This window comes from Serratia nevei, from assembly GCF_024160145.1.
Lineage (GTDB): Bacteria > Pseudomonadota > Gammaproteobacteria > Enterobacterales > Enterobacteriaceae > Serratia > Serratia nevei_A.
In genome coordinates this window covers 1-20,807 of the sequence record NZ_JAMYWQ010000050.1, presented here as the reverse complement: position 1 = coordinate 20,807, position 20,807 = coordinate 1, and the positions used below count along the sequence as shown (strand labels likewise).

Genomic DNA, 20,807 nt, shown 5'->3' with positions numbered 1-20,807 from the left:
GGCGCCGAGAAGGATCAATAACAATGACAAAGAAAGCCGATTACATTTGGTTCAATGGTGAGATGGTTCCCTGGGCCGAGGCCAAAGTGCACGTGATGTCGCACGCGTTGCATTACGGCACGTCGGTGTTTGAAGGGGTACGCTGCTACGACTCGCACTTGGGGCCGGTGGTGTTCCGCCATCGCGAGCATATGCAGCGCCTGCATGACTCGGCGAAAATCTACCGCATGCCGGTTTCGCAAAGCGTCGACGAACTGATGGAAGCTTGCCGCGCCACGCTGCGCAAGAACAACCTGGTCAGCGCGTACATTCGCCCGCTGGTGTTCGTCGGCGATGTCGGCATGGGCGTCAACCCGCCGGCCGGGTATAAAACGGACGTGATTATCGCGGCGTTTCCTTGGGGTGCATACCTGGGTGAAGAGGCGCTGGAGCAAGGTATCGATGCGATGGTCTCCTCCTGGCACCGCGCGGCGCCGAACACCATCCCCACTGCGGCCAAAGCCGGCGGCAACTATCTTTCCTCCCTGCTGGTGGGCAGCGAAGCGCGCCGCCACGGTTATCAGGAAGGCATCGCACTCGATGTGCACGGCTACATTTCCGAAGGGGCGGGCGAGAACCTGTTCCAGGTGAAAGACGGCGTGATCTACACCCCGCCGTTCACCTCTTCGGCGCTGCCGGGCATTACCCGCGACGCGATCATTAAGCTGGCGAAAGACATGGGCTTCGAAGTGCGCGAGCAGGTGCTTTCGCGCGAATCGTTGTACCTGGCCGATGAAGTGTTCATGTCCGGCACCGCGGCGGAGATCACGCCGGTACGCAGCGTGGACGGCATTCAGGTCGGCATCGGCAAATGCGGCCCGGTGACCAAACAGATCCAACAGGCGTTCTTCGGCCTGTTCAGCGGCAAGACAGAAGACAAATACGGCTGGCTGGATCCGGTAAATCCGTAACGACAAGACAGACAGATAAGAATATCCAGGCGGTTCGTTCGCCGCCTGTCATAAATACATTTGGAGTGAAAAGAGCATGCCTAAGTACCGTTCCGCCACCACCACCCACGGCCGCAATATGGCGGGTGCCCGCGCATTGTGGCGCGCGACCGGGATGACCGACGCCGATTTCGGCAAGCCGATCATCGCCGTGGTCAACTCCTTTACCCAGTTCGTGCCGGGCCACGTGCACCTGCGCGATCTGGGCAAACTGGTCGCCGAGCAGATCGAAGCCTCCGGCGGCGTGGCCAAAGAGTTCAACACCATCGCGGTGGATGACGGCATCGCCATGGGCCACGGCGGCATGCTCTATTCCCTGCCGTCGCGCGAGCTGATCGCCGACTCGGTCGAATACATGGTGAATGCCCACTGTGCCGACGCGATGGTGTGCATCTCCAACTGCGACAAGATCACCCCGGGCATGCTGATGGCGGCGTTGCGCCTGAATATTCCGGTGATCTTCGTTTCCGGCGGCCCGATGGAAGCCGGCAAGACCAAACTCTCCAACCAGATCATCAAGCTGGATCTGGTGGATGCGATGATCCAGGGCGCGAACCCGAACGTCAGCGACGCCGACAGCGAGCAGATCGAGCGCTCCGCCTGCCCAACCTGCGGTTCCTGCTCCGGCATGTTCACCGCCAACTCGATGAACTGCCTGACCGAAGCGCTGGGCCTGTCGCAGCCGGGCAACGGCTCGCTGCTGGCTACCCACGCCGATCGCAAGGAACTGTTCCTCAACGCCGGCAAGCGCATCGTCGAGCTGACCAAACGCTATTACGAGCAGGACGACGAGAGCGCGCTGCCGCGTAATATCGCCAACAAGGCGGCGTTTGAAAACGCCATGACGCTGGACATCGCCATGGGCGGTTCGACCAATACCGTGCTGCACCTGCTGGCTTCGGCGCAGGAAGGCGAGGTGGACTTCACCATGGAAGACATCGATCGCCTGTCGCGCAAAGTGCCGCACCTGTGCAAGGTGGCGCCGAGCACGCAGAAATATCACATGGAAGACGTGCACCGCGCCGGCGGCGTGATCGGCATCCTCGGCGAGCTGGATCGCGCCGGCTTGCTGAACCGCGAGGTGAACAACGTGTTGGGGCTGACCCTGCCACAGACGCTGGCAGCCTACGATGTGATGCTGACTCGCGACGAAAGCGTCAAGAAAATGTACTCCGCGGGGCCGGCCGGTATCCGCACCACGCAGGCATTTTCTCAGGACTGCCGCTGGGATTCGTTGGACACCGACCGCAAGGAAGGCTGTATCCGCACCCGTGAACACGCCTACAGCCAGGACGGCGGGTTGGCGGTGCTGTACGGCAACCTGGCGGAAAACGGCTGCATCGTCAAAACCGCCGGCGTAGACAAGGAAATCCTCACCTTCCGCGGCCCGGCCAAAGTGTATGAAAGCCAGGATGATGCCGTAGAAGCGATCCTCGGCGGCAAAGTGGTGGCGGGCGACGTGGTCGTTATCCGCTACGAAGGGCCGAAAGGCGGGCCGGGTATGCAGGAAATGCTCTATCCGACCACCTACCTGAAATCGATGGGGCTGGGCAAGGCGTGCGCGCTGATCACCGACGGGCGTTTCTCCGGCGGCACCTCCGGGCTGTCCATCGGCCACGCCTCGCCGGAGGCGGCCAACGGCGGCCTGATCGCGCTGGTGCAGGACGGCGACATGATCGCGATCGACATTCCTCATCGCGGCATCCGGTTGGACGTCAGCGAGCAGGAGCTGGCGGCGCGGCATGAGGCGGAACTGGCGCGCGGCGCCGCGGCCTGGACGCCGAAAAACCGTGAGCGTCAGGTGTCCTTCGCGCTGCGCGCCTACGCCTCGTTGGCCACCAGCGCCGACAAAGGTGCGGTGCGCGACAAGAGCAAACTGGGGGGATAAGCAGCATGGCGGTCTCTCAACCCCTACCCAGCGCCCCCTGCGGCGCGGAATATCTGCGAGCGGTACTGCGCTCGCCGGTCTACGAGGTGGCGCAGGTCACCCCGTTGCAGGCCATGAACAAAATCTCTTCGCGCCTAGGCAACACCATTTTGGTGAAGCGCGAAGATCGCCAGCCGGTGCACAGCTTCAAGCTGCGTGGCGCTTACGCGATGATCGCCGGGCTGGATGAAGAGCAGAAGGCGCGCGGCGTCGTGACGGCTTCGGCCGGCAACCACGCGCAGGGCGTCGCTTTCTCCGGTAAACGGTTGGGCATCAAAACGCTGATCGTGATGCCGGTGTCCACCGCGGACATCAAGGTGGATGCGGTGCGCGGCTTCGGCGGTGAAGTGTTGCTGCACGGCGCCAATTTCGACGAGGCCAAAGCGAAGGCGATCGCGCTTTCCCAGCAGCAGGGCATGACCTTCGTGCCACCGTTCGATCACCCGACGGTGATCGCCGGGCAGGGCACGCTGGCGATGGAGCTGTTGCAGCAAGACGCGCATCTGGATCGGGTCTTCGTGCCGGTCGGCGGCGGCGGCCTGGCCGCCGGGGTGGCGGTGCTGATCAAACAGCTGATGCCGCAGATCAAAGTGATCGGCGTTGAAGCGGAAGACTCCGCCTGCCTGCGCGCGGCGCTGGATGCCGGCCATCCGGTGGATCTGGCGCGTGTCGGTCTGTTCGCCGAAGGCGTGGCGGTGAAGCGCATCGGCGACGAAACCTTCCGCCTGTGTCGTGAATACCTGGACGATGTGATCACCGTGGACAGCGACGCCATCTGCGCGGCGGTCAAAGATCTGTTCGAAGACGTGCGCGCCATTGCCGAACCTTCCGGCGCGCTGGCGCTGGCGGGGCTGAAAAAGTACGTCCAGCAGCACAACATTCAGGGCGAGCGCCTGGCGCACGTGCTGTCCGGCGCCAACCTCAACTTCCACGGGCTGCGCTACGTTTCCGAGCGTTGCGAACTGGGCGAACAGCGCGAAGCGCTGTTGGCGGTGACCATTCCGGAACAGCAGGGCAGCTTCCTCACGTTCTGCCAACTGCTGGGCGGCCGTTCGGTGACCGAATTCAACTACCGCTACGCTGATGCCGACAACGCCTGCATTTTTGTCGGCGTGCGTCTGACGCGCGGCCACGCCGAACGGCGGGAGATCATCGAGGAGCTTAACGCCGGCGGTTATCAGGTGGTGGATCTGTCGGACGACGAGATGGCCAAGCTGCACGTGCGCTACATGGTGGGCGGGCGACCGTCGAAACCGCTGCGCGAACGGCTGTACAGCTTCGAGTTTCCGGAGTCGCCGGGCGCGCTGCTCAGGTTCCTGCAGACGCTGGGCACGCATTGGAACATTTCGCTGTTCCACTATCGCAGCCACGGCACCGACTTCGGCCGGGTGCTGGCGGCCTTCGAACTGGCGCCAACCGAGCCGGAATTCGAGCGGCACCTGCAGGCGCTGGGCTACGATTGCCACGACGAAACCGACAACCCGGCGTTCCGCTTCTTTTTGCAGGGGTGAACATGCGGCCCGCCGGTAGCGGGCGGCTTTACGCAACCCCCGATAAACTGTCAGAACGGAAAAATTTATGACGCAACCCTTCTCCGGCTTTAGCCAGCAGGGCCTGAATTTCCTGCAGCAGGTGCGGATCGAGAACGATAAGGCATGGTTCGACGGCAACCGTGACATCTACGATCGCGAGCTGCTGGCACCGTTTCGTGCGCTGGTGGAGCAGCTGGCTCCCGGCATGCTGGCGATCGACCCGCAGTTCGAGACTCGCCCGGCGATCGGCAAAACGCTGTCGCGCATTCATCGCGACACGCGCTTTTCTCATGACAAATCGCGCTACCGCAGCCGCATGTGGCTGACGTTCAAGCGCCCGAGCAAAGACTGGAAAGACGCGCCGGTCTACTTTTTCGAACTGGGGCCGGACATGCTGCGCTATGGGCTCGGCTACTACAGCGCCAACAAGCCGACCATGGATCTGTTCCGCCATACGCTGAGGCAGCGGCCGCAGCCTTTCCTTGAGGTGGCCGCCTGCTGCCGGCCGCCGTTCGAGCTGGTGGGCGAGAGCTACAAGCGCCCGCTGGTGAAGGACCAGGCGGCGGCGATCGCCACCTGGTACAACCGCAAGTCGTTTGCGGTGATGGTGACCGACAGCGAAGTGGAAAAGCTGTTCAGCGCCGATCTGGTGCCGTTGCTGGCCGGGGCGTTTTTGCAGCTTGAGCCGCTCTACCACTGGCTGATGCAGGTAGAGACGATGAAGCAAATCGATCCGGCGGATCTGTAAATCTCGCGTCAGCGGGGATGCAGTAAGCGCCAAAAGGCGTCGATCAGCGGATCGCTGAGGCGCTTTTTCTGGACGCAGACCCCCAGCTCGAACGGTTCGACCATCGAGATGTTATCCAGCGGCGAGATGCGGTTGCGTACCGGCTCCGGGCTGTTGTCCACCACCACGCTCGGGATCAGCGCGATGCCGCAGCCCAAAGCGACCATCGACACGATGGCTTCGTGGCCGCCGACGGTGGCGTAAATCAGCGGATTGCTGATGCGGTGGCGGCGGAACCACAGCTCGATGCGTTTTCGCGACGGGCCGTGCTCCGGCAGGATGAATGGGATCTCGGCCCAGTCGGGCCTGTCGGCGAATGCCTGGCTGCGCACCGCACAGGGCAGCGCCGGCGCGATCAGCACCAGCGGGATTTCGCCGATTTTGGTGAACGCCACGCTGGCGGGCAGCGTTTCCGGCCGGCCGGCGATGCCGAGATCGGCCTCGTTGGACTGCACCTTGTCGACCGCGTCGGCGGCGTCGCCGGTGGTCAGCTTAATCTCTACCAGCGGGTGCTGCGCGCGGAAGCGATCGAGGATCGGCGGCAGGTGGCTGTACGCCGCAGTCACCGAACAGAACAGCCGCAGTTCGCCGCTGAGCGAAGGGCCGTGCTGGCCGAGCGAGTGTTTCAGCTGCTGATACTGCAGCAGCGTTTGCTGGGCGAATTCTTTCAGCTGTTCACCGGCGTCGGTCAGCTGCACGGTGCGGTTATCGCGCAGGAACAGCGGCTGCCCGAGGATCTCTTCCAGCCGCTGGATCTGGCGGGAGAGCGTCGACGGGCTGACGTGCATCGCTTTGGCGGTGCGCCCGAAGTGATGGCTTTCGGCCAGATGCAGGAACAGCTTTAAATCACGTAAATCCATATCGATACGCTCGCAGTGAGAGTGTTGCATAAATTGCAATATCACGTTCTTAATATATCAATTTAAGCAACGCATTTCCTGTTATACATTGAGTTTAACGAATCTCCGCACAGACAGGGCGGGGAATGAAAATAACAATGCAAGACAACATCAAACCGGAGTACCACCATGGCTAACTATTTCAACACATTGAACCTGCGTCAGCAGTTGGCGCAATTGGGTAAATGCCGCTTTATGGCGCGCGACGAATTTGCTGACGAAGCCGGCTACCTGAAAGGTAAAAAAGTGGTGATTGTCGGCTGTGGCGCCCAGGGTCTGAACCAGGGGCTGAACATGCGTGATTCCGGCCTGGACGTTGCCTATGCCCTGCGCAAAGAAGCGATCGACGAGAAGCGCGCTTCCTGGCGCAAGGCGACCGAAAACGGCTTTAAGGTCGGCACTTACGAAGACCTGATCCCGCAGGCGGATCTGGTGGTCAACCTGACGCCGGACAAACAGCACTCTTCCGTGGTGCGTGCGGTGCAGCCGCTGATGAAAGACGGCGCGGCGCTGGGTTACTCCCACGGCTTCAACATCGTTGAAGTGGGTGAGCAGGTGCGTAAAGACATCACCGTGGTGATGGTTGCGCCGAAGTGCCCGGGCACCGAAGTGCGCGAAGAGTACAAGCGCGGCTTCGGCGTGCCGACCCTGATCGCGGTTCACCCGGAAAACGATCCGAAAGGCGAAGGCATGGCGATCGCCAAGGCCTGGGCGGCGGCGACCGGCGGCCACCGCGCCGGCGTGCTGGAGTCGTCCTTCGTGGCCGAAGTGAAATCCGACCTGATGGGCGAGCAGACCATTCTGTGCGGCATGTTGCAGGCGGGTTCGCTGCTGTGCTTCGACAAGTTGGTAGCGGAAGGTGCCGATCCGGCTTACGCCGAGAAACTGATTCAGTTCGGTTGGGAAACCATCACCGAAGCGCTGAAGCAAGGCGGCATCACGCTGATGATGGATCGCCTGTCCAACCCGGCCAAGCTGCGTGCCTATGCGTTGTCCGAACAGCTGAAAACCATCATGGCGCCGCTGTTCCAGAAGCACATGGACGACATCATCTCCGGCGCCTTCTCCAGCGGCATGATGGCCGACTGGGCGGAAGACGATGTGAAACTGCTGACCTGGCGCGAAGAGACCGGCAAAACCGCGTTCGAGAATGCGCCGCAGTTTGAAGGCAAAATCAGCGAGCAAGAGTACTTCGATCACGGCGTGCTGATGGTGGCGATGGTGAAAGCGGGCGTTGAGCTGGCGTTCGAAACCATGGTCGATGCCGGCATCATCGAAGAGTCGGCTTACTACGAGTCGCTGCACGAGCTGCCGCTGATCGCCAACACCATTGCGCGCAAACGTCTGTATGAAATGAACGTGGTTATCTCCGATACCGCAGAGTACGGCAACTACCTGTTCGCCAACGCGGCGGTGCCGCTGCTGAAGGACTTTATGACCACCCTGCAGGCGGGCGATTTGGGCAAAGCCGCGGCGGGTACGGCGGTGGACAACGCGCAGCTGCGCGACGTGAACGAAGCGGTGCGCAGCCACCCAATCGAAACCGTCGGTCGCAAACTGCGTGGCTACATGACCGACATGAAACGCATCGCCGTTGCGGGCTGATTTTCCGCAAGGTAAAGAACACAAAGCCGGCTGTGATGCCGGCTTTTTTTATGCCTCCGGCGGCGCGAGCAGCTGCCGTTCAAGGCAGCGCCGGATCGCGTGTTTGGCGTTGGCGACCCCCAGCTTACGTACCGCATTGCCGATGTGAAACTTCACCGTACCGGTTTTGATCCCCAGGATCAGCGCGATCTCATGGTAGGTTTTGCCCTGGCTGGCCCAATAGAGGATCTCCCCTTCGCGCGGCGATAGTCGGTCCGTCCGGTTCGCCTCGGCGCTGGCCAAGGCCAGGGCGTGCTGGTGGGTATCGACCAAGACCATCTGCAGGCTGGCCCTCTCGTCTTCCATCAACTGCCGCAGTTCGGCGTCGTCGGCCGCCGTGGCGCTGATCGACAAAATCGCCAGGTTATTGTCGTGATCGTGCAAAACAAAGCTGCAACCGTGCACGATATCGTACTCCCGTGCCTGGCTGAAGATCTTCCGGTAATGCCGATCCTCGGTGGTGAGGGGGGTGTCGTGCCACATAAAGGGCGCGCAGCGGCTATGGGCGGCGCGCACGACGGGGTCGATGCGCTGATAGCCATTGGTACTGTAGATGTCCAGCCATTCTTGCGGGTAGCTCGAGACCAGCAGATGGCTATCGGGGTCATGTTTGTTGAAGGTCAAATAAGCGTATTTGAATTGGCTGAAGGCGTGCAGCCGGCCGTCAAGATGCAGCCTTGCGGCGACGGCGTTGGCGAATGCGACGGCCATCGGTAACCTCCCTGTCGTTCGGTGGCTCAGCCCGACCTGCACCAAAGTCCAGCTAGTCAGTGCGGCGGATTGAAATTTATACTCGGCTAATAAATTCAAAGAGGCGGCAATGCCAAGACCCGAGCTTAGCAGCTCTGGGCGGAAATAGGCCAACGCCAGGGAAATTCTTTCGATTATCCTCCGATCAATGTTGCTGGGAGCCATTGTGCGGCGGCGGGATTACCTCGCCGCCAGCGCTTTATTGGCTATGTGGGCATGACCTCTGCGGGAATGATGGCACCGCGATGTTGGATCACCGTCGCGGCGAGCAGGTGGCCGCGCTGCGCCGCCTGTTGGGCACTGCCGCCGTTCAGGCGTACCGCCAGGTAACCGGCGCTGAAAGCGTCGCCCGCCGCGGTGGTATCCACGACGCGCTCCGGCGGCAGCGCGATCGCCGGCACCTCCAGCCGCTCTCCCTCCACGCTGAACACCAGGCAGGCATCCGCGCCGCGTTTGACAACGATCTCGCCGACGCCGAGCATCTGCGTGCGCACCACCACCTGTTCGATCGGTTGCGCCCCCCACAGTAGCGCTTCGTCATCCAGCGTCAGGAAGGCGATGTCGGTGCAGGCTAGCACTTCACGGTAGGCCTGCTGCGTTTCCTCACGGTTTTGCCACAGGCGCGGACGGTAGTTGTTGTCGAAGATCACCCGGCCGCCGTTGGCGCGGCAGCGGCGCAACAGCGCCAGCAGCTTCGCGCGGTCGGCGGGAGTGAGGATCGCCAGGCTAATGCCGCTGAGGTACAGGTAATCGAACCGCGCCAGCCGATCGCACAGTGCGTCGGCTTGGGGGCCGGCCAGCCAATAGCGGGCGGCGGCGTCGTTGCGCCAGTAGTAAAAGGTGCGTTCGCCGGCGGCGTCGGTTTCGATCACGTACAGGCCCGGCAGTTTGTTCTCCAACTGCTGAATCATCCCGGTCTCGATCTGCTCTTGCCGCCAGGCCTGCAGCATCTCGCCGCTGAAGCTGTCGGTACCGAGCGCGGTGATGTAATGCACCTGCAGCGCCTGTTCCGGCATTTGGCGGGCGAGGTAGACGGCGGTGTTGAGGGTATCGCCGCCAAAGCCGCGCGTCAGCTGTGCGCCCTGCTGCGACAGCTCGATCATGCATTCGCCGATCACGGCGAGATTTCGGATAGTCATCGTCAATAAGCCCTGGCTAAAGAAGAAGCAACAGTCGCCAGTCTCCACGCAAGGCGGCGAGCGAGTCAATAAATTAAAACAGTGTTTTAATTTTTTATGATCGCGATCGGCAAACTCAAACAGGGCGAGGGAGAAAGCGTGCGGCAATTCGCGTGTAAAGTTTTGCGCAGCGCTGCCGATAAGCTGGGTAAAGAAACAGCGGCAGCGCTTTCACTTTCCCGCCACGGCGATAGTACCGATGATAACCAACCTGATCTCGGGTCTGCTGGCGCCCTGTTTTGCCCTCTATGCCTGCGCCAAATCGCGGCGCTACTGGCGGCAATGCCGGCGCTTGTATACCTTCCAGCCGATTTATCGCACTAGCGGCGCGCTGCTGGCGGTGGAACTGCTGACGGCGGTATATCACCCGAATGAGCCGGACAAACGGCAATCTCCCGAACAGTATTTCGCCTCGCTCGGCGTCGCCCAGCGTTTGCGGGTGATCCAGGAACAGCTGGCGTTGTTGCAGCGCTGGCAGGCATTGTTCATTCGCCACGCGGTGATGGTGTCGGTCAATATCGACGGCATCGCGCTGCAAGCGTTGCAACGTCATAGCGAGCTGCAACGCCAGATCGCCGAGATGCCCTATCTGCGCTTCGAGCTGGTGGAGCACGCCGAAACGGCGTCAAACCACCCGTTGCAGCAGATCGTCGGCGGCGAACGGCTGTGGCTGGACGATTTCGGCAGCGGGCTGGCCAACTTCTCCGCCGTCGGCGCCTGGCGCTATCAATACATCAAGGTGGCGCGCGAGTTGTTCACCTTGCTCAAACAGTCGGAAGAGGGCGTACAGCTGCTCGGCACCCTGATCACGATGATGAACCAGCACAGCGACGGGGTGATCGTCGAAGGCGTGGAAACCGAGCAGGAGTGGCGGCTGGTGCAGCGTTCCGGCGCGTTGGCCGCGCAGGGCTACTATCTTTCCCGCCCGGCGTGCTTTGAAACTCTGCACAGCGTACCGACGCTGTTCGCCACGCCCGGCGCGCCGGCGTGAACTCCGGCCTATCCTCAGCTAGGCTTAAACGGGGCTGCTCATTCTTTTTCCTTTCATTCGGCAGCCCGGTTTATGTGCTGAGGGAGCCCTATGACAAGAACAGGAAAGGTTTTCAGCTGGCTGGGCGGCATTGTGCTGCTGGCGATCGTCGCGCTGGCGATCTTCATCGCTACCTTCGACTGGAATCGACTCAAACCCACCATCAACGACAAAGTGTCGGCCGAACTGCGGCGGCCGTTCGCCATCCGCGGCGATCTGGGCGTCGACTGGTCGCGTAACCGGGATGAGGGCGGCTGGCGCGCCTGGGTGCCCTGGCCGCATATTCACGCTGAAGACGTGTGGCTGGGTAACCCGAAAAACATGCCCGGCGACAGCATGGTGACGCTGCAACGCGTCGACGCCAGCATCGCACCGCTGGCGCTGCTGAGGAAAGAACTGCTGATCCCGCGCATCTGGCTCAAGCAGCCGAATGCGTCGTTAGAACGCCTGGCCAACGGCGACAACAACTGGACGTTTGATCTGGCTGCTGGCCAGGATCCGCAGCAACCGCCTTCCGCCTGGTCGTTCACCGTTCACGACATCGTGTTCGACAAGGGACAGATCGCCTTTAAAGACGCCACGCTGAAGGCGGACTTCCAGGCCGCCATCGATCCGCTTGGCAAACCGCTACCGTTCAGTGAAGTGACGGGCAAACAGAGCGGCGGCAAGGCCGCTACCCCCGACTACGTTTTCGGTTGGCAGGTCAAGGGCAAATATAACGGCGAACCGCTGAGCGGCAGCGGCAAGATTGGCGGCATGCTGTCACTGCAGAGCGCCGATCTGCCGTTCCCGCTGCAGGCCGATGTGCGTTCCGGCAGCACCCGTGTTGCGGTGGCGGGCACCTTGTCCGATCCGCTGAACCTCGGCGGCCTGGACGTGCAGCTGAAATTTTCCGGCGAAAGCCTGGGTGACCTGTATGGCCTGACCGGCGTGCTGCTGCCGAACACGCCGCCGTATGCGACCGATGGCCATCTGATAGCCCGCCTGCATCAGCCGGGCGGCGCCGTGTTCGAATATCAGAAGTTCGACGGCAAAATCGGCGACAGCGACATTCACGGCGACTTGAAATACGTTGCCGGTAAGCCGCGGCCGACGCTGAGCGGCGCGGTGAGCTCCCGGCAGCTGAGGTTGGCGGATCTGGCGCCGTTGATCGGCGCGGATTCCAACGCTGCCAAAGCCGGGCGCGGCGAGAAGAGCCGCCAACCGGCGGATAAGGTGCTGCCGGTCGCGCAGTTCGATACGCAAAGCTGGCGCAAGATGGATGCGGACGTGAAGTTTGCCGCCGCGCGCATCGAACGCGGCAGCGATTTACCGCTGAGCGATCTGGCCACGCACCTGAAGCTGAACAACGGTGAGCTGCGTCTGGATCCGCTGCGCTTCGGCATGGCGGGCGGCAGCCTGAACGCCGTGGTGCGCCTCGACGGCGGCAAAAAGCCGATGCGCGGGCAGGTGGATATGCATGCGCGCAAACTCCAGCTCAAACAGCTGTTGCCGAACGTGGCGGCGATGAAGCGCAGCCTCGGGCAGATGAACGGCGACGCCAGGCTGACGGGCAGCGGCAATTCGGTGGCCGAGCTGCTGGCGACCAGCAACGGCGACCTGCGCCTGTTGATCAATAACGGGGTGATCAGCCGTAGCCTGATGGAGATCCTCGGCCTGAACGTCGGCAACTATCTGGTGGCGCAGCTGTTCGGCGACGACGTGGTGGGCATCAACTGCGCGGCGGCGGACGTCGGCATCCGCAGCGGCGTCGCCGCGCCGCAGCTGTTCGTGTTCGACACCGAGAACGCGGTGATCAACATCACCGGCAACACCAACCTCGCCACCGAACGGCTGGATTTGTCCATCGATCCGGAAAGCAAGGGGATGCGCGTGCTGACCCTGCGCTCGCCGCTGTACGTGAAAGGCACCTTCAAGCACCCCGACGCCGGGGTGAAAGCCGGGCCGCTGATCGCGCGCGGCGCGGCGGCGGTGGCGTTGGGGGCGGTGCTGACGCCGGCGGCGGCGCTGCTGGCGCTGGTCTCGCCCAGTGAAGGCGGCGAGGAGAACCCGTGCGGGCAGATCCTGCGGGAGATGAAAGGCAAAAAGTAATCAGGCGCGCGGCGGTGGCGTAAGCAGGCGGCAGTCGTGATCCTGGATCTCTTCCGCCGAGGCCAGGGTGAACGGCAGCAGGCTGCGCTCGGTCGCCAGCAGCAGGAAATCGCCGTCCGGCAGCGCGGTCATCGCCAGGCCGAAGCTGCCCATGCGCCCGTCGGCGCGCGGCAGGCCGGAGGCCAACAGACGGAAGGCGCCCTGTTGCTCCAGCTCGGCGGGGGTCACCCGTCGCCCCAGATAGTCATGCCCCAACAGGCCGCCGGGCAGCGGTTGCCATTGCTCGATAAAGTCGGGGCCGATCTGCGCCAGCCGCTGTTTTACCGCCGGCAACAGGCAGGAGATATGAATATGCAGCTGGTTTTGCGTGCGGCCATATTCCGAGTTGATCGCCAGTGAAATATCGCCGTCGTCGATCGGTTTGCCATAGCGTTCCGCCATCACGTGGCGCGCGCGCCAGGCCTGGGCGAAGAAATTCGGCGTGGCGGCGTCCAGCACCGCCGGGCTTTCTATCCCGGTGATTTTGGCGCTGGGCATCAGCAGGTATTGCAGCGGCCCGTTGCGATCTTTAAACACCACGAAGCCGGCCGGCACATCCACCTGCGCGCAGGGCGCCGGGTTGTCATGCGCCTGCTGATTGGGCAGACATTGCTGGCTGACGATGCGCCACAGCGCATCGGGATGGTCGGGCTTCAACCCGTAATAGAGCGCGATGGCGAGAGCCGCCAGCAGCGCAACGCAGACAAATACCCCACGACGCAGAGACATCGGCCAATCCTGTTACCGAGAGAAACGTCCAGCATAGCCCGGTTTTATGACAGGAAACGAACAACGCGTGCGGCCCCCCGCAGTGAGGGGGCCGTAGGGGATCACAGCGACTGGTGGCGGGTTTCTTTCATCAGCAGCAGGGCCAGCAGCGTCAGCCCGGCCATGGCTGCCAGGTACATGCCGACGTAGAACAGCCCGTAGTGGGTTGCCAGCCAGGTGGCGATGTATGGCGCCACGGACGCGCCGAGGATTGACGCGACGTTGTAGGAGAACGATGCGCCGGTATAGCGCACTTCGGTGGGGAACAGCTCCGGCAGCAGTGCGCCCATCGGGCCGAAGGTCAGCCCCATGATGCTCAGGCCGCACAGCAGGAAGCCCATCACCAGCGCCTGGTTGCCGGAGCCCAGCAGGCTCGGGAACAGGAACGCGAAACCGATCATCAGCAGGGTAATGGCGATCATGGTCTTGCGGCGGCCGAACGCGTCCGCCAGCAGGCCGGCGATCGGTACCATCACGCCGAAGCCGATCACCGCCACCATCAGCATCCACAGGAAGCTGTTGCGCGAGTAGCCGAGGCCCAGCGGTTGCGGCGCGGTGCCGTAGGTCATCGAATACACCGTCATCAGATAAAACAGCGTGTAGGTCGCCAGCATGATGAAGGTGCCGAGGATGGTCGCTTTCAGATGCTTGCTCAGCAGCGTGCCGAGCGGCACTTTCACCTGTTTGCCGGCCTTGGCCACTTTGGCGAACACCGGCGTTTCATGCAGCGATACCCGAACGTACAGGCCAATCAGCACCAGCGCGGCGGACAGGATGAACGGCACGCGCCAGCCCCACTCCATAAACTGCTGGTCGCTCAGCAGCCAGGAGAGCAGCAGGAAGGTGCCGTTGGCGAAGAAGAAGCCGATCGGTGCGCCCAGTTGGGGGAAGGAGCCGTACAGCGCACGTTTTTTGGCCGGTGCGTTCTCCGTCGCCAGCAGGGCGGCGCCGCCCCATTCTCCGCCCAGCCCCAGGCCCTGGCCAAAGCGCGCCAGCGCCAGCAGGATAGGGGCGAAGATGCCGATGGTTTCATAGCTGGGCAGCAGGCCGATCAGCACGGTGGAAATCCCCATGGTCAGCAGCGAGGCGACCAGCGTGACCTTGCGCCCCACGCGATCGCCGAAGTGGCCGAACAGCGCTGAGCCGATAGGGCGTGCGACAAAGGCGACGGCGAAGGTGGCCAGCGACTGCAGCGTCGCGGTGGTCGGGTCGCCCTGCGGGAAGAAGATGTGCGGGAACACGATCACCGCAGCGGTGGCGTAGATGTAAAAGTCGAAGAACTCGATGGCGGTACCGACCAGCGAGGCGACGATGACTTTCCCGCGGGAGTTCACCGGTGTGGACGCGTCGTCGGCGTCGAGTGGGGGTGCGATGGTGGCTTGCATAATATTTCTTATTGTTGGAGGGGGTAAAAATCCATCTTAGTGACAGCATTCGGCCTTTTCAACGCGTGAACCTTGGGCCGTGTCCCTGCTAACCGGTTAAAAAGACTAATGTTTTATCTGGCTTCTTTTCTGTAGCGTTAAACGTTGAGAAAGGGCTTTCGTGTAGAGGGAATGGCTGTAAAAGCGGTAAAGAAAAGTGAGTGGGTAGTTTGTTATGCTGGTTTTTCGGATCGTGCGCCGCGTTATTTAGACGTATTGACTGGTTTTTTAGTTGATATCCAGAGGAAAGTGCCGGCGTGTGCGATAACACCGGCACGATTGCATGGCTTCAGCGCGCCGGCGGCTCGCGTTCCGGCAACGCTTTGTCGCCCTTGTAGTCGGCGGTGGCGATCCAGGCGGCGCAAAACAGCGTCAAACGGGCGAAGAAGTAGAAGAACGCCATCAGCCCGATCACCGAACCGAAGGCTGCGCCGGAAGGCGACTTCGCCACCTGCGGCAGCGTCATGGTCATCACGAACTTGATCACCTCAAAACCGATGGCGGCGAGCAAGGTGCCGCGCAGCAGTGCTTTTCTCTTCGGTTTGTGGCGCGGCAGCATCCAGAAAATCCACAGGAACAGCAGATAGTTGGCGAAAATCGAGATCGACAGCGCGATCAGCGTCAGCGCCGGCCGTAGCCATTCGATGCCGTCCAGCCCCAGCGCATTGACGATCGTCGCCTGCGCCGAGCCGGCGACCGAGGTCAGCGACAGCGTAACGATCAGCGCGACCACCAGGCCGGTCAGCGAGATGAAATCACGGGTGTACTTGAAGTAGATTTTCTCCTGATCCTGCGGATTGCGTTCCCAAACGTCGCGCGACTGCGCGCGGATCGCCTCGCGCAGGTTGCCCATCCAACTGATGCCGGAATAGAGCGCCAGCGCCAGACCGGTCAATCCCACGGTGGTGCGCTGCTGAATGGCGGTGTTGACGGTGTTCTTCAGCGTGCTGGCCAGCGTCGGATCGCTGATGCTGCCGACGATGCGGTTGATCAGCCGGGCCAGCAGATCCGGGTTGGAGGCCAGCACGAAACCGGCGGCGGCGAACGACACCATCAGGATCGGGATCAGCGAGAGGAAGGAAAAATAGGTGATGGCGGCGCCGAACTGGCTGCCCAGCCGGTCGTTGAAACGATCGGTGGCACGCAGCAGGTGCGCGACGCTCGGCCAGGCCTTGATGCGTTCTATCAGACGTGAAAAACCGGAAATGCGACGGTCGAGGGTCTCATGGCCGGTCTTGATGGCGATAAGCGGCTTCGGCGGCGTGTCTTGTGCGGGCTGGCGGCGTTCCTGGTCTGGTCCTGTAGGCATTACTTCACGATTTCCTTAACGTTAAACGGCATGTTTCTGCGTTGATTATAGCCAAAGCCCCGCGGCGTTTTGAGCGCCGGGGCGGCAAACGGTCAATTTCCGAGCTTAACGCGTTAGCGCCCGGCATGAAACGCCGGGGGTGGGTCGATAGGTAAAATTCCTATGAAAACCCCGTGGCGCCTCGGTTTTTTTCACTTCCCTACCTCCAATTTTTATCTGTTTCGTCGGCGAGAAAGCGTTTACTCATGATGTGGCGTCGCGCTTTGTCGATCGCCGCGCCGCTGCAGCCGTAGAGGCTGGAACGGTCCCATCCGTCATCAACAGAAAAACTGGAAGGTCTTATGAAATTGCTTAATCATCCCACCTGTCGTCCGTTTACCGAAGCGGGCAACCTGTCACAGCTTTCCGCCTACTATGAAGAGGGGCGGCACATCATGTGGATGTTGCTGCGCGCCGCGCCGCGCCCCTGTTTCAATCAGGCGCTGATCGAAGACATCATGACGCTGGCGCAGGCGGCGAAGGAGTCTTCGCTGCGGTTCGATTTCTGGGTTACCGGCTCGCTGGTGCCGCACATGTTCAACGTCGGCGGCGATCTGCAGTTCTTTGCCGAAGCGATCAAAAACCGCAAGCGCGAGGCGATGATGGCCTATGCGCGTGCCTGCATCGACTGCGTGCATGCGGCGGCGCGCGGTTTCGACACCGGCGCGGTCAGCATTGCGATGGTTGAAGGCAGCGCGCTGGGGGGCGGCTTCGAAGCGGCGTTGGCGCACCATTTCGTGCTGGCGCAGAACAATGCGCGCATGGGGTTCCCGGAGATCGCGTTCAACCTGTTCCCCGGCATGGGCGGCTATTCGCTGGTGGCGCGCAAGGCGGGCATGCGCTTGGCCGAGGAGCTGATTTGGGGCGGCGAGTCGCACACGGCAGAGTGGTTCGAGAGCCGCGGGCTGGTGGATCAGCTGTTCCAACCCGGTGACGCCTACATGGCGACGCGTACCTTCATCGATACCATACGGCCGAAGCTCAACGGCATGCGCGCCATGCTGCGGGCGCGGCAACGCGTGCTGCAGCTGACGCGTTCCGAACTGATGGACATTACCGAAGATTGGGTGCAGTCGGCCTTTACCATTGAGGAAAAAGACCGCGCCTATATTGAGCGGTTGGTGATGCTGCAGGATCGTCACACCCTGAACCTGCGCCGTGCCGGCTAACGTTAACGCGCCCGCCTCACTCGGAGGGTGAGTGCGGGCGATAGGACTGCAGCCAATGCTCCAGCTGTGCCGGGAGCATTGGCCGCGCGAACAGAAAGCCCTGTTTTTCGTCCACGCCGACCTCGTCCAGGAAGCGATTTTCGCTCTCGGTTTCCACCCCTTCGGCGATCACTCGGAAGGCCAGCGCCTCTGCCGCCGCGACGATCGCGCGCACCAGCGATTGTGAAACCGGGTTGAAATTCACCCCGCGCACGAAGCTTTTGTCCAGCTTGATGGCGTCCAGTGGAATACGCGCCAGCTGCGCCAGCGACGAGTAGCCGGTGCCGAAGTCGTCGAGATGCACCTGAGCACCCAGCTCGCGCAGCCGGGTGATCAGCACGCGCGCGCGGTTCTCGTCTTCAATCAGGCTGCTTTCGGTCAACTCGAAATCCAGCAGGCAAGGGGCCATGCGGTGACGACGCAGCACCCCGAGCAGGTCGTTGACGATGCTGTCGTCGGCCAGCTGCCGGGCGGAGAGGTTGACCGCCACCCGCAGATTCACCCCCTGTTCTTGCCACCGAGCCGCCTGACCGGCGGCGGTCTGCAGCACCCATTGGCCCAGCGGGCCTATCAGGCCGGACTCTTCGGCGTAGGAGATGAACTGCAGCGGCGGGATCAGGCCGCGTTCAGGCGAATCCCAGCGGACCAGCGCTTCCACACTGTGCACTTCGCCGCTGCGCGCGTCGATTTTAGGTTGGTAATACAGCACCAGCTGATTTTGCTCCAGCCCTTTGCGCAGGTTGGTGTCCAGCCACATGTATTCGGCGACGCGTTTGTTCATCTCCGCAGAGAAGACGGTATAGGTGCGTTTGCCGTGCTCCTTGGCGACGTACATGGCGGTATCGGCGCTGCGAATCAGGCTGTCGAGATCGTTGCCGTGTTCCGGGCACAGCGCGATGCCGATCGAACAGCCGGTATACACCTCGATCAGGCCGATGCGAAATGGCGTCTTCAGCCGGTCGATGATGCGCTGCGCCAGCGTTTGCAGGCGCTCGCGATCGGTCTGCGGCGCCAGCACCAGAAATTCGTCGCCGCCAAGACGGGCGAGCACCTGATCCGGGCTCAGGCAGCCGAGGATCGCCAGTGACACTTCGACCAGCAGCCGATCGCCGAACATATGGCCATAGGCGTCGTTGACCTTTTTGAAGTTGTCGAGATCGAGATACACCAGGCCAAAACTCTCATCGCCGCGTGTGGCGATGGCCTGATTGATCTTGTCCTGGATAGCGTTACGGTTAGGCAGGCCGGTAATCAGATCGGTGTTGGCCAGCACCCGCAGCCGCTCCTGTGCGCGGCGTTCTTCGGTGATGTCGGTACCGGAGCAGATCAGAAACACCTCGTTCTTGCCGCTGCCGCTGTGCACAAACTTGTTGCGGAACAGGAACAGCCGTTCGCCCTTGACCGTCTTGACCCAGCGCTCCACTTCATACGACGATCCGTTGCGGAAGAAGCCGGCGATGTTGCGCCGTGAGGCGGCGGCTTCTTCCGGGCTCATGAACAGCTGGAAAACGTTTTTGCCGATCACTTCGTGTTCGTGCAGCCCGGTATATTCCTCGCATAGCCGATTGAAACGCTGAATGCGGCCGTGCTGATCGACGATCACGATCACCGAATTGGCCTCGGATACCACCTGTTCGGCGAAGGAGAGGCCGTGCACCAGATCGCGCGCCACGGATTTGGTGTCGCTGAAGGCGGAAGCGGTGCCCGCCCATTCGAGATTGTTGATACGGCGGCCGACCAGATGCAGGTGCAGCGGCTCACCGGCCAGCGAGATGGCCAGTTCAAGGCTGGCGGTAACGCCGGTCAGACGACGAATTTTCGCCGCCTGCATGGCGTTGAGCGCCACCGCGACGTGGGCTTTGCCCTTAACGGCGGACAGTTCCAGGGCATTGCTGTCAAACGCCAGCCGCCAGTGGGGGCTCTGGGTACCGAAGTGGGCGTTAAGAAGCTCAGGGCCTTGGTCTGCGGACATGATGATTCCTCAAAAGAGCACGGGCGGCCGGTCAGCACGAAGCGCCGGGGCAGCCTGATGGCTCGAAAGTGGTCGCCGCGCGCGTCTGTGAATCATATAACAGGTTTTCGCTGGCGTGGCAGGTAATGAAAACTATTATATAAGCAATGATTAGTTTTGCGGTGTAAACGTCACACGGCAGCCTGGCTGACTTAAAGTGTAGGAGGAGAACGTCGGGTCGTACGAAGTTTGTACCGATACTCCCCGCTATTGAAAAACGGTTGATGTAAGGTTGCTGTGGACGAGAGTAAATTATAGCGGTGAGGGTATGGCTGAAAAATAACTCTACCGGGGGGATTTTCGCCGGGAAATTAAAATTTCCATCGAATGAACGCCATCTTCATAATTTTCTCATAATTGGTGAATAAACCTGTTATGGGTTTTAAAAAGTTTACACACCCTCGCATTACTTGAATTTTATCAGCCTATTATTATCTCCGACGACCCAATGAGCCTGTTAATGTGCAGCGCTCTTGATGACGAAAAACGTTTAAGGAAATGATTATGCGTAAATTGACGGCTTTATTTATCGCTTCCACTTTGGCCCTGGGGTCTGCGTCCGCGGCGTTTGCCGCCGACACCACGGCTGCGCCGGCGGCGGATGCGGCGCCGATGAAAATGATGCATCACAAGGGTGAAGGCAAAGATGGCCCGTTTGCCGGTCTGAACCTGACCGAGCAGCAGCGCCAGCAGATGCGCGACATCTGGAAAGAGTCACACCAGAAACGCGGGCCGGGTATGAAAGAGGAGCGCCAGACGCTGCATAATCTGGTCGCTTCTGACAGTTTCGACGAAGCGAAGGCGAAAGCGCAGATTGACGTCATCAGCAAAGCGCAATCCGAACGCATGCTGGAACGCGCCAAAGCGGAAAATAAAATTTATAACCTGCTGACTCCTGAGCAGAAAAAACAATACAATGAGAATTATCAGAAACGTGAACAAAAAATGATGGAGCATATGAATAAAATGAAGACGCAAATGTCTTCCGGTCAGTAATATGCGCTCACGGTGAATAAAAAAGGGCCAGGCTATTTGTCTGGCCCTTTTTTTTGGTTCTGACCCGTCCTAAATAGCGTTGACACATTTTACTCACGCACAGAGGAAAATGTGATGAACCAGTATGTTAAACGCACACAACGCGATTATTCTCTATCCTTTAAATTAGCCGTTGTCGAACAGGTC

The 20,807-nt window shown here is 61.2% G+C and carries 16 protein-coding genes; 9 read left to right on the top strand and 7 right to left on the bottom strand.

Annotation, left to right across the window (positions count from 1 at the left end; genetic code table 11):
* Positions 1–23 precede the first annotated feature (23 nt).
* The 4 genes from M6G53_RS22840 to M6G53_RS22825 all read left to right on the top strand — a co-directional run bounded on the left by M6G53_RS22840 (position 24) and on the right by M6G53_RS22825 (position 5,196).
* Positions 24–950: a branched-chain amino acid transaminase gene (locus M6G53_RS22840; protein WP_253334686.1), complete on the top strand. Its 927-nt coding sequence runs from the start codon at positions 24–26 to the stop codon at positions 948–950.
* A 76-nt stretch (positions 951–1,026) separates the two neighbouring features.
* Positions 1,027–2,877 (top strand): dihydroxy-acid dehydratase, encoded by a 1,851-nt coding sequence (gene ilvD / locus M6G53_RS22835; RefSeq protein WP_253334684.1) that lies wholly within the window; start codon positions 1,027–1,029, stop codon positions 2,875–2,877.
* Positions 2,878–2,882: 5 nt separating this feature from the next.
* On the top strand, positions 2,883–4,427 hold the full coding sequence (gene ilvA / locus M6G53_RS22830) for a threonine ammonia-lyase, biosynthetic (protein ID WP_253334683.1): 1,545 nt from the start codon (positions 2,883–2,885) through the stop codon (positions 4,425–4,427).
* 67 nt (positions 4,428–4,494) lie between these two features.
* On the top strand, positions 4,495–5,196 hold the full coding sequence (locus M6G53_RS22825) for a DUF2461 domain-containing protein (RefSeq protein WP_253334682.1): 702 nt from the start codon (positions 4,495–4,497) through the stop codon (positions 5,194–5,196).
* An 8-nt stretch (positions 5,197–5,204) separates the two neighbouring features.
* On the opposite strand, the gene ilvY is transcribed toward M6G53_RS22825, so the two are convergent.
* The gene (gene ilvY, locus M6G53_RS22820; RefSeq protein WP_253334700.1) at positions 5,205–6,095 is read right to left on the bottom strand and encodes an HTH-type transcriptional activator IlvY; all 891 of its coding nucleotides are present in this window, start codon (positions 6,093–6,095) and stop codon (positions 5,205–5,207) included.
* Between the two features lie 168 nt (positions 6,096–6,263).
* On the opposite strand from ilvY, the gene ilvC reads away from it, so the two are divergent.
* On the top strand, positions 6,264–7,739 hold the full coding sequence (gene ilvC / locus M6G53_RS22815; protein ID WP_060437098.1) for a ketol-acid reductoisomerase: 1,476 nt from the start codon (positions 6,264–6,266) through the stop codon (positions 7,737–7,739).
* A gap of 48 nt (positions 7,740–7,787) precedes the next feature.
* Here ilvC and M6G53_RS22810 read toward each other — a convergent pair whose 3' ends face one another.
* Together M6G53_RS22810 and kdgK are read right to left on the bottom strand one after the other, a co-directional pair.
* Positions 7,788–8,489, bottom strand: a complete 702-nt coding sequence (locus M6G53_RS22810) for a LuxR family transcriptional regulator (RefSeq protein WP_253334681.1) — start codon at positions 8,487–8,489, stop codon at positions 7,788–7,790.
* A gap of 245 nt (positions 8,490–8,734) precedes the next feature.
* Positions 8,735–9,667: a 2-dehydro-3-deoxygluconokinase gene (gene kdgK, locus M6G53_RS22805; protein ID WP_253334680.1), complete on the bottom strand. Its 933-nt coding sequence runs from the start codon at positions 9,665–9,667 to the stop codon at positions 8,735–8,737.
* 238 nt (positions 9,668–9,905) lie between these two features.
* Here kdgK and pdeH point away from each other — a divergent pair, with 238 nt between their 5' ends.
* Together pdeH and M6G53_RS22795 are read left to right on the top strand one after the other, a co-directional pair.
* Complete coding sequence (gene pdeH, locus M6G53_RS22800; RefSeq protein WP_253334678.1) at positions 9,906–10,697, top strand: cyclic-guanylate-specific phosphodiesterase; 792 nt, start codon at positions 9,906–9,908, stop codon at positions 10,695–10,697.
* 90 nt (positions 10,698–10,787) lie between these two features.
* A complete protein-coding gene (locus tag M6G53_RS22795; RefSeq protein WP_253334676.1) occupies positions 10,788–12,827 on the top strand; it encodes an AsmA family protein in 2,040 nt (679 codons plus the stop codon).
* On the opposite strand, the gene M6G53_RS22790 is transcribed toward M6G53_RS22795, so the two are convergent.
* From M6G53_RS22790 to yhjD, 3 genes are all read right to left on the bottom strand, one after another.
* The gene (locus M6G53_RS22790; RefSeq protein WP_060425394.1) at positions 12,828–13,595 is read right to left on the bottom strand and encodes a CDP-diacylglycerol diphosphatase; all 768 of its coding nucleotides are present in this window, start codon (positions 13,593–13,595) and stop codon (positions 12,828–12,830) included.
* 101 nt (positions 13,596–13,696) lie between these two features.
* On the bottom strand, positions 13,697–15,019 hold the full coding sequence (locus tag M6G53_RS22785) for an MFS transporter (protein WP_253334674.1): 1,323 nt from the start codon (positions 15,017–15,019) through the stop codon (positions 13,697–13,699).
* A 328-nt stretch (positions 15,020–15,347) separates the two neighbouring features.
* Positions 15,348–16,367, bottom strand: coding sequence for an inner membrane protein YhjD (gene yhjD, locus M6G53_RS22780; protein WP_253334672.1), 1,020 nt, complete (start codon positions 16,365–16,367; stop codon positions 15,348–15,350).
* 341 nt (positions 16,368–16,708) lie between these two features.
* On the opposite strand from yhjD, the gene M6G53_RS22775 reads away from it, so the two are divergent.
* Entirely contained in the window at positions 16,709–17,575 is an 867-nt protein-coding gene (locus M6G53_RS22775; protein ID WP_253334670.1) for a crotonase/enoyl-CoA hydratase family protein, read from the top strand.
* Positions 17,576–17,591: 16 nt separating this feature from the next.
* Here M6G53_RS22775 and pdeR read toward each other — a convergent pair whose 3' ends face one another.
* The gene (gene pdeR / locus M6G53_RS22770) at positions 17,592–19,586 is read right to left on the bottom strand and encodes a cyclic di-GMP phosphodiesterase (RefSeq protein ID WP_253334668.1); all 1,995 of its coding nucleotides are present in this window, start codon (positions 19,584–19,586) and stop codon (positions 17,592–17,594) included.
* 543 nt (positions 19,587–20,129) lie between these two features.
* Between pdeR and spy the strand changes: the two genes are divergently transcribed.
* Positions 20,130–20,621: an ATP-independent periplasmic protein-refolding chaperone Spy gene (gene spy, locus M6G53_RS22765; protein WP_253334666.1), complete on the top strand. Its 492-nt coding sequence runs from the start codon at positions 20,130–20,132 to the stop codon at positions 20,619–20,621.
* The last annotated feature ends 186 nt before the right edge of the window (positions 20,622–20,807 follow it).

Bases quoted from the DNA above. Each gene is read 5' to 3' on its own strand.
- M6G53_RS22840 (WP_253334686.1), top strand. From the start codon at position 24: ATGACAAAGAAAGCCGATTACATTTGGTTCAATGGTGAGATGGTTCCC.
- ilvD (WP_253334684.1), top strand. From the start codon at position 1,027: ATGCCTAAGTACCGTTCCGCCACCACCACCCACGGCCGCAATATGGCG.
- ilvA (WP_253334683.1), top strand. From the start codon at position 2,883: ATGGCGGTCTCTCAACCCCTACCCAGCGCCCCCTGCGGCGCGGAATAT.
- M6G53_RS22825 (WP_253334682.1), top strand. From the start codon at position 4,495: ATGACGCAACCCTTCTCCGGCTTTAGCCAGCAGGGCCTGAATTTCCTG.
- ilvY (WP_253334700.1), bottom strand. From the start codon at position 6,095: ATGGATTTACGTGATTTAAAGCTGTTCCTGCATCTGGCCGAAAGCCAT.
- ilvC (WP_060437098.1), top strand. From the start codon at position 6,264: ATGGCTAACTATTTCAACACATTGAACCTGCGTCAGCAGTTGGCGCAA.
- M6G53_RS22810 (WP_253334681.1), bottom strand. From the start codon at position 8,489: ATGGCCGTCGCATTCGCCAACGCCGTCGCCGCAAGGCTGCATCTTGAC.
- kdgK (WP_253334680.1), bottom strand. From the start codon at position 9,667: ATGACTATCCGAAATCTCGCCGTGATCGGCGAATGCATGATCGAGCTG.
- pdeH (WP_253334678.1), top strand. From the start codon at position 9,906: ATGATAACCAACCTGATCTCGGGTCTGCTGGCGCCCTGTTTTGCCCTC.
- M6G53_RS22795 (WP_253334676.1), top strand. From the start codon at position 10,788: ATGACAAGAACAGGAAAGGTTTTCAGCTGGCTGGGCGGCATTGTGCTG.
- M6G53_RS22790 (WP_060425394.1), bottom strand. From the start codon at position 13,595: ATGTCTCTGCGTCGTGGGGTATTTGTCTGCGTTGCGCTGCTGGCGGCT.
- M6G53_RS22785 (WP_253334674.1), bottom strand. From the start codon at position 15,019: ATGCAAGCCACCATCGCACCCCCACTCGACGCCGACGACGCGTCCACA.
- yhjD (WP_253334672.1), bottom strand. From the start codon at position 16,367: ATGCCTACAGGACCAGACCAGGAACGCCGCCAGCCCGCACAAGACACG.
- M6G53_RS22775 (WP_253334670.1), top strand. From the start codon at position 16,709: ATGAAATTGCTTAATCATCCCACCTGTCGTCCGTTTACCGAAGCGGGC.
- pdeR (WP_253334668.1), bottom strand. From the start codon at position 19,586: ATGTCCGCAGACCAAGGCCCTGAGCTTCTTAACGCCCACTTCGGTACC.
- spy (WP_253334666.1), top strand. From the start codon at position 20,130: ATGCGTAAATTGACGGCTTTATTTATCGCTTCCACTTTGGCCCTGGGG.